This window comes from Streptomyces europaeiscabiei, assembly GCF_001550375.1.
Lineage (GTDB): Bacteria > Actinomycetota > Actinomycetes > Streptomycetales > Streptomycetaceae > Streptomyces > Streptomyces europaeiscabiei.
Genome location: NZ_LRTR01000113.1, coordinates 1 through 5,698, shown reverse-complemented (window position 1 = coordinate 5,698; position 5,698 = coordinate 1). Strand labels below are relative to the sequence as shown.

The window sequence follows — 5,698 nt, the reverse complement described above, 5'->3', positions numbered from 1 at the left end:
TCGGCGCGCTGCCGCCGCTCGCCGCGGACGGCGCCGCAGCGCTGGCCCGCACCGGGCTGCTCCTGGACGCACGGGCCGCCGAGCGCTACCGCGGTGACGTGGAACCCATCGACCCGGTCGGGGGGCACATCCCGGGCGCGGTGTCGGCCCCGACCACGGAGAACGTGGCCGAATCCGGCCGCTTCCGGTCCGCCGCCGAGCTGGCCGACCGCTTCAAGGGACTCGGCGCGACCGCCGACTCCGAGGTCGGCGTCTACTGCGGCTCCGGCGTGTCCGGTGCCCACCAGGTGCTGGCTCTGGCGGTCGCGGGCATCCCGGCGGCCCTGTACGTGGGCTCGTGGTCGGAGTGGTCCCGGGACGGCGGCCGCCCGGTCGCCACCGGGCCCGATCCCCGGTGACCCACGGCTGACGGCACACCGTGGGGCCCGCGTCTGAACGACACGGGCCCCACACACGTATGAAGGACCGATCCTGCACCAACAAGGACCAACAGAGAAGCAAGCGAAGACACAGCCGCGAACACGGACGAAGAAACGGATCTGCGTGAACGACCGGTCCAACTCCCCACCGCTGGGGGCCCGCTACTCCTGCTTCTTGCGTCGGGTACCGAACACGATCTCGTCCCAGCTCGGTACCGCCGCGCGACGGCCCGGCCGGACACCGTCGGCCTCGGCCTGGCGGTCGGTGGCGCCGACGAGCCGGTCGCGGTGGCCGTTGACCGACCGAGGCATGAGGACGTCCGCGTAGGCGGAACCGGCCGAGGCCGCGGGGGCCGCGGACTCCTCCTCCGCCACCTCCTCGACGGACTCCTCCTGCGGTTCGACGGAGGGCAGATCGGGCACCACCAGGTCGCCCCGGTAGCTGGGGACGGCCTCCAGGATGCTCGTGAGCGAGTCGCGCTCGCTCACCAGCTCCTCGTCGGACTCGGACGGCGGGGGCAGGGCGGGACGTTCCGCCTGGCGGTCCAGGGGGCGGTCACGGGGCAGCCGGGCGATCCTCGGCACGAACGGGAAGCTCGGCTCGGGCGTCCCGAGGTCGTCGGACTCGCCGATCAGCGAACGCGCCTCGTCGTCGACGGCCTGGACGAGCCGCCGGGGCGGGTCGTACGTCCAGCTCGCCGAGTGCGGTTCGCCCGCGACGCAGTACACCAACAGGACTTCCCAGGTGCCGTCGTCGCGGCGCCACGAGTCCCACTGGACGGTGTCCTTCTCGGCGCCGCGCAGCACCAACCGCTCCTGGACGGCCTCGCCGAGCTGGGGCCCGGCGTTCTCGCCGGGGCGGCGGACCGGGGTCTTGCGGGCCCGCTCGGCCATGAAGGCGCGTTCGGCCAGTACGGGGCCCTCGAACCGGCGTACCCGGTCGACGGGGATGCCGGCGAGCTGCGCGACTTCCTCGGCCGTGGCACCCGCGCGTATCCGCGCCTGGATGTCACGGGGGCGGAGATGGCTCTCCACCTCGATCTCGATCTGACCGAGGCGTGGACGGTCGCCGCGCACGGCGGCACGCAGCCGTTCGTCGATCGGTAGCGTGTACTCCGTGGAATCGGCAGCCTTCAGCACCAGCCGTGTGCCGTCATTGGAGACGGCCACGACACGCAGTTCGGGCATGGGAACCTCCCGGGTGGTGCCTGCCGACGTCACGTGCGTCGCTGCTTCCGCTAGTCGAGTGTGGCCTGCCCGGGTGCAGCCTGCCACAACCTTGCCGAGTTGCCCGGCGTGTCGAGCGTGAGCCCGAGGCTGCCGTTATGGCACGGTTATCAATTCGCAACGCTAAGTGACGAACCTCATCACCCTGTGCAACGATCCCCCTCCCGGCGGTCCTCTAAGGCCCCGGACACCCTGGCGGGAGTCCGGATCCAGGGCTCGCAACAGTACTCCATTCGGGCCACTTGCGTGGATCGGCACGCCGCTCAACTTCTCATGAGGAACGGCGATCCGCTGCCGGAACAGACCATTTCGTGACCTCGGGAGGGACACGCTTCACGCGATCACCAGAACCGCCCGCCCGGCTAGGCCCCGAGCACCCGGCGCAAGTAGTCGTTCTGGAACCGCCGTTCGGGGTCGAGCCGGTCACGCAGCGCGGTGAACTCGCCGAAGCGTGGGTAGACCTTGGCGAAGTAGTCCGTGTCCCGGGTGTGCACCTTGCCCCAGTGCGGCCGCCCCTCGTGCGCGGCGAAGATCCGCTCGGCGGCGGTGAAGTACGCCTGATAGGGCGTGCCCTTGAACATGTGCACGGCCACGTACGCGCTCTCCCGGCCGGAGGCGGTGGAGAGCGTGATGTCGTCGGCCGGCGCGGTGCGGACCTCGACGGGGAAGCTGACGCGCAGCTTCGAACGGTCGACCATCGCCTTGAGTTCACGCAGCGTGTCCACCAGGGCCTCGCGCGGAACGGCGAACTCCATCTCCACGAAGCGCACTCGGCGCGGAGACGTGAAGACCTTGTAGGGGATGTCGGTGTAGGTCCGCGCGGACAGGGCGCGGCTGGAGATCTGCGCGATCGTCGGGATGGTGGCGGGGACCGCCTGGCCGACCCAGTTGGCCACCTGGAAGACGCCGTTGGAGAGGAACTCGTCCTCGAACCAGCTGTTCAGCTGTGGTACGGGCTTCTCGGGACCGGCGCTGCGGTTGTTGCGCTTGGTGTTGGTGCTGCCGGTGTGCGGGAACCAGTAGAACTCGAAGTGCTCGTTCTCGGCGTGCAGTTCGTCGAACTCGGCCAGTACCTTCTCGAACGGCATCGGTTCCTCGCGTGCCGTGAGCAGGAAGATCGGCTCCACGGCGAAGGTGATCGCGGTGACGATGCCGAGGGCGCCTATACCGACGCGGGCGGCCGCGAAGACATCGGGGTTCTCCGTCGCGGAGCAGGTGAGGATCGAGCCGTCGGCGGTGACCAGTTCGAGTCCCCGGATCTGGGCGGCGATCGAGGCCGAGTCGCGGCCGGTGCCGTGCGTGCCGGTGCTCGTCGCGCCGGAGACCGTCTGCTCCATGATGTCGCCCATGTTCGTGAGCGACAGCCCCTCGCGGGCGAGAGCCATGTTGAGTCTCTTGAGCGGGGTGCCGGCGGCGACCGTGACGGTCATGGCCTCACGGTCGATCTTGCGTATGCCCGTCAACAGTTGAGGACGGATCAGCACGCCGTCGGTCGCGGCGGCCGCTGTGAAGGAGTGGCCCGTGCCGACCGCCTTCACCCGGAGGTCGTCCTCGGCGGCCTGCCGTACGGCAGCGGCGAGTTCCTCCACGGTGGCAGGCGTGACCTCCCGTACGGGCCGGGCGGTGACGTTCCCCGCCCAGTTACGCCACGTGCCGCTCTTCCCGATCACTGTGGTGCTCATGGGGCCCTCCCCGCCTTGGAGCCGGCCTGCGCAGCCGGCGGTACCCGAGAAAACCGACCGCGACCGCGACGGTTCCGGACGCCGCCGGAACCACGTACCCCGCCTCCGCCCCGGCCGCGTCGATCACCCAGCCGGACACCGAGGAACCGAGCGCGACCCCGACCGCGAGCCCGGTGCCCACCCAGGTCATGCCCTCGGTCAGTTGCGTGCGTGGTACGTGCTCTTCGATCAGGGACATCGTCGTGATCATCGTGGGTGCGATGGACAGTCCCGCCACGAAGAGCGCCACGGCCAGAAACGGCAAGTTTCCGACCAGTAGGAGGGGGATCATACTCACGGCCATCCCGCACACGCCCAGCAGCCATCGACGTTCCGCGGCCCCGGTGAAGCGCAGCAGCCCGAAGACGATGCCCGCGGCGCACGAACCGGCCGCGTAGAGGGCCAGGACGACGCTCGCGGCGGCCTTGTGGCCCTGCTCCTCGGCGAAGGCCACGGTGACCACGTCGACGGCCCCGAAGATCGCCCCGGTCGCCACGAAGGTGGCCACCAGGACCTGCAGTCCGGGCGAGCGCAGCGCCGAACGGCCCTTGTCGTGCCCCCCGCGCGGGTGCGGCGCCGGTTCGGTGGCGCGCTGGGCGGTCAGCCAGAAGACGCCGACCGCGAGGAAGCAGGCGGCGAGCAGCGGCCCGGCCTCCGGGAACCACGCCGTGGACAGCCCGATGGAGATGATCGGCCCGAAGATGAAGCAGACCTCGTCGATGACGGACTCGAAGGAGTACGCGGTGTGCAGCTGCGGGGTGTCCCGGTACAGGGCCGCCCAGCGCGCCCGGGTCATCGCCCCGAGGCTCGGCACACAGCCGATGCCGGCGGAGCAGACGTAGAGCACCCAGTCCGGCCAGCCGTAGTGCGCGGCGAACAGCAGCCCGGCCGACGCGGTCAGCGCGACCAGGGTCGCCGGGCGCAGCACCCGCCGCTGGCCGTGCTGGTCCACCAGCCGTGAGATCTGCGGGCCGAGCACGGCGGCGGACAGCGCGATGGTCGCCGAGAGCGCGCCGGCCAGGCCGTACCGCCCGGTGAGCTGGGAGATCATCGTGACCACGCCGATGCCCATCATGGACAGCGGCATCCGGCCGAGGAGACCCGCGGCGGTGAAGCCCTTGGTGCCGGGGGCGGCGAACAGGGCGGTGTAGGGGCTGGGCACGGGGTCTCCGGTGGGGTCCGGTAAGCGGAGGAGTGAGTTCCTCGTAAGGCGTGACTTCGGTCCACACAGCTTACGGGTGAGGTGCCCGGGTCATCTTCGGGCGTGGGCCGGGATCTCGGCCGTCGGCGCCTGGTGGCAGGATCGGAGACATGCGACACGCGCACGACGCCACCCCCTACGACGCCCTGCTCCTGCTCTCGTTCGGCGGCCCGGAGGGCCCGGACGACGTGGTCCCGTTCCTGGAGAACGTGACGCGGGGGCGCGGCATCCCCAAGGAACGTCTCAAGGAAGTCGGGCAGCACTACTTCCTGTTCGGCGGGGTCAGCCCCATCAACGACCAGAACCGCGCCCTGCTCGACGCGCTCCGCAAGGACTTCGCCGAGCACGGCCTGGACCTGCCGGTCTACTGGGGCAACCGCAACTGGGCGCCCTACCTGACCGACACGCTGCGCGAGATGGTCACCGACGGCCGCCGCCGCGTCCTGGTCCTCGCCACCAGCGCCTACGCCTCGTACTCGGGCTGTCGCCAGTACCGCGAGAACCTCGCCGACGCGCTCGCCGCCCTGGAGGCCGAGGGTCTGGAGCCGCCGAGGGTCGACAAGATCCGGCACTACTTCAACCACCCGGGCTTCCTGGAGCCCATGATCGACGGTGTCCTGGAGTCGCTCGCCGACCTCCCCGAGGACGTCCGGGACGGCGCGCACCTCGCCTTCTGCACGCACTCCGTCCCGAACGCCTCCGCGGACACCTCCGGCCCGGTCGAGGAGCACGGGGACGGCGGCGCGTACGTCGCGGAGCACCTGGACGTCTCGAAGCTCATCGTCGACGCCGTGCGCGAGCGGACCGGCGTCGAGCACCCCTGGCAGCTCGTCTACCAGTCCCGCTCCGGCGCCCCGCACATCCCGTGGCTGGAGCCCGACATCTGCGACCACCTGCAGGAGCGGCACGAGTCCGGGGCCCCGGCCGTCGTGATGGCGCCCATCGGGTTCGTCTCGGACCACATGGAGGTCCTGTACGACCTCGACACCGAGGCCATGGCCAAGGGCCGGGAACTGGGCCTGCCGGTCCGCCGCTCGGCCACCGTGGGCGCCGACCCCCGGTTCGCCGCCGCGATCCGCGACCTCGTCCTGGAACGTGCCGCGGCCGAGCAGGGCCGGGACGTGACGCCC

The 5,698-nt window shown here is 71.0% G+C and carries 5 protein-coding genes; 2 read left to right on the top strand and 3 right to left on the bottom strand.

The features are described 5' to 3' along the window. The coding region (locus tag AWZ10_RS05010; protein ID WP_279616612.1) for a sulfurtransferase at positions 1-398 on the top strand (398 nt) is incomplete at its 5' end. Positions 399-581: 183 nt separating this feature from the next. Here AWZ10_RS05010 and sepH read toward each other — a convergent pair. The 3 genes from sepH to AWZ10_RS04995 form a co-directional block, all read right to left on the bottom strand. Next, entirely contained in the window at positions 582-1,607 is a 1,026-nt protein-coding gene (gene sepH, locus AWZ10_RS05005; protein ID WP_037700801.1) for a septation protein SepH, read from the bottom strand. Positions 1,608-2,008: 401 nt separating this feature from the next. Beyond that, entirely contained in the window at positions 2,009-3,328 is a 1,320-nt protein-coding gene (locus AWZ10_RS05000; RefSeq protein WP_046708450.1) for a D-arabinono-1,4-lactone oxidase, read from the bottom strand. Then, positions 3,288-4,529 carry an MFS transporter gene (locus tag AWZ10_RS04995; RefSeq protein WP_046708451.1) on the bottom strand — a complete coding sequence of 414 codons (1,242 nt, stop codon included), beginning with the start codon at positions 4,527-4,529 and terminating at the stop codon, positions 3,288-3,290. Before AWZ10_RS04995 ends, AWZ10_RS05000 begins: the two co-directional genes overlap by 41 nt. Before the next feature lie 149 nt (positions 4,530-4,678). Here AWZ10_RS04995 and AWZ10_RS04990 point away from each other — a divergent pair. Beyond that, positions 4,679-5,698: ferrochelatase (locus AWZ10_RS04990; protein ID WP_060890544.1), on the top strand; the 1,020-nt coding region annotated here is incomplete at its 3' end.